Genomic DNA, 3479 nt, shown 5'->3' on the forward strand with positions numbered 1-3479 from the left:
GACAGCGATGTATCGTTTTAAACAATTAATGGGTGATAAGCTAAAAAGTCGTCAATTCAATAGTCAGCATACAGAAACGATGATTAAAGTGAAGGCAATAAATAAAATGACTGGGCTAGGTATGCCCAAATATCAGCAACAGAGTTAAAACTGAGAAGTTGATTAGGAGTTAGCTATTTGATCAACAAGGCCGATTGAAAGTGCGCGGTTACTGATGAAGCCTTTTTCATTCGCTGATGCTGATTTTATAATTCAGCTATTGAATGAAGAGTCATTTATTAAGAACATTACGGATAAAAATGTGCACACGATTGCAGATGCACAGCAGTACCTGCGCTCAGGGCCAATGGCAAGTTATGCTACTTTTGGCTTTGGGCTCACCTTAGTTACTTTAAAAGAGTGTGGCACACCAATTGGTATGTGTGGGCTCCTTAAACGCGACGAATTGCCTTATGCCGATTTGGGTTACGCATTATTACCACAATTCTGGGGCAAGGGTTATGCATATGAAGCGGCTAAAGCAGTATTGATATATGAGTTATCGAAGCATGGTTTAGAAAAGGTGTTGGCAGTAGTCTCACCGACCAATATCAACTCCAATAAGTTACTTGTTAAGTTGGGGTTTGAACGAATAGAGTCACTCGAATTGTACGGCAAGCTAAATAACCAATATGCGTTTACATTAAACGGATAGATATGGGGTGCGGATGTAGTTGGGGGAACAAGGCATGCTTGAAAATTGATTATACGGTGTTTTGATGGTAAACCCCGTGAGCGGTCAGCCTATCCCAATGATGCGCGTAACTCTTGAACTACTCACTGATAAAAAACAACCAAAACCTACATTTTTTCCAGCAAGTTAGTAGAGTAATAGTAATGTGAAACAAAAGCTTGTTAAAATTGGGAGAAAATAATGGCGAAGAGTAAATATGGGTAATAAAGAGGAAGTGCGGGTCGGTGTTGGAGTGATCATTGTACGTGAAGGAAAAATACTGCTCGGTAAGCGTATTGGTGCCCATGGGGCCCAAACTTGGGCAACGCCTGGAGGGCATTTAGATTTTACTGAAACCCCTGAGCAGTGTGCAGCGCGTGAAGTGTATGAAGAAACCGGTTTAACATTGGATACGGTGAAAAAGATAGGTTTTACCAACGATATCTTTGAGTTGGAAAACAAGCATTATGTAACATTATTTATGTTGGGTGAAAGTGAGCAGGGTCAAGCACATATTATGGAGCCAACAAAGTGTCTGAAATGGCAATGGTTTGACATGGATGCACTGCCAAAACCCCTGTTCTTGCCTTTAGTTAATTTACTGAAAGAACACGGTGATGCGAAACAACTTTTGAGCGTGCTATAAAGCAATGCTGGCGGAGGAAAATGACAAGATACGTTAGAGTCTGACGGATCGTTACATAAGGGTAATGTACAGTACTTGTCCAATCAGGAATATTCTTATTTTCTTTATATAATTAATAGCTTATCAATGCTTATGATTACCGAATTAATACTTATGATCACTAAAGTACCCTATAAATCTACCTTGATAGATGTTGAAATAGAAACACTTTCAATACCTTTAATATAGCGATAGCGTATGTCAAATCACCCACGAGCTCCATTTCAAGATAAAGTGGTATTTATCAGTGGCGCAGCCTCGGGTATAGGAAAAGCAACTGCCCTTGCTTATGCTCAGCAAGGGGCAAAGTTGGCACTGCTAGATATTAACGAATATGCGCTCGTGTCACTGGAAGAGTCTCTGGACTGTGAGGTGCTGAGCTTTGCGGGTGATATTGCAGATGAAGCCTTTATTCTATCTGTTTTTGAGACAATACAGGCCCAGTGGCGATGCATAGACATTGCATTTAACAATGTGGGTTTTGGCGTGATGGCATCTGTCACAGACTGCACTGCAGAGCAGTGGGATCAAGTGCAGAATATTAATCTTAAAGGGACGTGGCTGTGCTTACGTGAACAATTAAAGTTAATGCACGCGCAGGGCTTTGGTAACATAATAAACAATGCATCGGTACTTGGGCTTAGCGCTGCAAAGGGCGCTGATGCGCCATACTGCGCGGCAAAGCATGGTGTTGTGGGATTAACCAAAATGGCAGCGCTAGAAAGTGCTGAGTACGGTGTACGGGTTAATTGTATTTGTCCTGCGAGCGTAGACACGCCAATGCTCGCAACGATGCCTGATGATATGAAAGCGCATTTAGCTAAGTTACAGCCGATTGGTCGTGTTGCACGCTGCGAAGAGATTGTATCTTCAGTATTATGGCTGTCATCAGAGCAGGCCAGCTACATAACTGGCGTCGCATTGCCGCTTGATGGTGGTACTTTGGCTGGGATAAATATCGTGTAAATTAGACCACAGCCTGAGAGGATGATAATTTAGTCAAGAAAATCAATATATGTACACAATTTGGCATCTCCTTCAATAAACTCAGGAGATGCACTTATGAGCGCGCTGTGTTCATGATCTAGCCAATTCGTACCTTTATAAATAGCGATATCCCCATCACATAAGCTGTTAATATAATTTGTGTGAGGTGCTTTGAGTTGTGCAGAAATTTGCCCTTTTTCTAGCGGGTAATATTGTGCATATTTACGTTCGATCCAGCGTTCTCCGCTTCCGCCTAAGCTTGACGTCATTCTAGCAACCATCTTGTTTTCATGAAATGCAGGGCTGTGGGCTTCTTGACAGGAAATAACTCGTAAGCCAATTTCCTTTGGTTCAAAAAGAGCATCGAACATAGTTAGCATCAGCTCTATATGATTAACAATGAGGTTGCCATGTGCACTGTGGCAAAATATATCTCTAAGTATTGTGGTGAGTTCAAGGTCTATTTTACCTTGATATTTTAATACTTCACCGTCTTGGTTTTTTGCAAAGCTATGTGCAGCTCGAGAAAGCGCCCAAGGTGCGCGTTGGCAATAACAAACGAGAGATGTGTCATCTTTATAAATTTCGCCGAGGACATTGGCTGTATCATCGATAACATATTGTGTAGGAAGTGGGTGGTGATTTTGAGCTTGAAGGTGACTGTTCATAAATTTGTTTTGTTATGTGATATTGTATCAATTTAACATTTTACGTTATTGATGAAAAGAATTTTGTTATGAGTCACATCGCTGTTCTAAGACTGCGTAGCAAACATTTTGCTCTGTGATTACTGGCGAGTAAATAATCAATAGTCTATTGCTATAATCGTAAAAATATTGGTCATATTTATCGCTTATTATTCTGCTTTTATACTTTGACTGGTACATTTAAGTGGTTTATACCCCAGGGCAAGATCACGAACTTTACCTTGACTTAAAAGTATGATCTTATACGTCTTTTTAGGTTGCTACTTTTATGTCTGATCCTCTTTTTCTAGAATATTTTGAATCAATTGATGACCCTCGCCAACAAGGTAAGGTCGTTCACAAGCTCTTTGATATCATATTCTTAACTGTGAGTGCTGTTATTTCAGGA

General features: G+C 40.6%; 5 protein-coding genes and 1 pseudogene. 5 read left to right on the forward strand and 1 reads right to left on the reverse strand.

What is annotated here, in order from left to right; all coding sequences use genetic code 11:
• The 4 genes and pseudogenes from BGP78_RS22995 to BGP78_RS20155 form a co-directional block, all read left to right on the forward strand.
• Positions 1 to 148, forward strand: a pseudogene (locus BGP78_RS22995) (IS5/IS1182 family transposase); the annotation flags it as partial.
• A gap of 66 nt (positions 149 to 214) precedes the next feature.
• Positions 215 to 694, forward strand: a complete 480-nt coding sequence (locus BGP78_RS20145) for a GNAT family N-acetyltransferase (protein WP_119863080.1) — start codon at positions 215 to 217, stop codon at positions 692 to 694.
• A gap of 235 nt (positions 695 to 929) precedes the next feature.
• Positions 930 to 1358: an NUDIX hydrolase gene (locus tag BGP78_RS20150; RefSeq protein ID WP_119863081.1), complete on the forward strand. Its 429-nt coding sequence runs from the start codon at positions 930 to 932 to the stop codon at positions 1356 to 1358.
• Between the two features lie 237 nt (positions 1359 to 1595).
• Positions 1596 to 2363 (forward strand): SDR family NAD(P)-dependent oxidoreductase, encoded by a 768-nt coding sequence (locus tag BGP78_RS20155; RefSeq protein ID WP_119863082.1) that lies wholly within the window; start codon positions 1596 to 1598, stop codon positions 2361 to 2363.
• 29 nt (positions 2364 to 2392) lie between these two features.
• Here BGP78_RS20155 and BGP78_RS20160 read toward each other — a convergent pair whose 3' ends face one another.
• Entirely contained in the window at positions 2393 to 3052 is a 660-nt protein-coding gene (locus BGP78_RS20160; protein ID WP_119863083.1) for a DUF1826 domain-containing protein, read from the reverse strand.
• A 307-nt stretch (positions 3053 to 3359) separates the two neighbouring features.
• Here BGP78_RS20160 and BGP78_RS20165 point away from each other — a divergent pair.
• The coding region (locus BGP78_RS20165) for a transposase family protein (RefSeq protein ID WP_147386052.1) at positions 3360 to 3479 on the forward strand (120 nt) is incomplete at its 3' end.

This window comes from Pseudoalteromonas sp. MSK9-3, from assembly GCF_003590335.1.
In the GTDB taxonomy this organism is placed as follows: Bacteria; Pseudomonadota; Gammaproteobacteria; order Enterobacterales; family Alteromonadaceae; genus Pseudoalteromonas.

Excerpts from the sequence above, each read along its gene's own strand:
- BGP78_RS20145 (WP_119863080.1), top strand. The coding sequence starts at position 215 with ATGAAGCCTTTTTCATTCGCTGATGCTGATTTTATAATTCAGCTATTG.
- BGP78_RS20150 (WP_119863081.1), top strand. The coding sequence starts at position 930 with ATGGGTAATAAAGAGGAAGTGCGGGTCGGTGTTGGAGTGATCATTGTA.
- BGP78_RS20155 (WP_119863082.1), top strand. The coding sequence starts at position 1,596 with ATGTCAAATCACCCACGAGCTCCATTTCAAGATAAAGTGGTATTTATC.
- BGP78_RS20160 (WP_119863083.1), bottom strand. The coding sequence starts at position 3,052 with ATGAACAGTCACCTTCAAGCTCAAAATCACCACCCACTTCCTACACAA.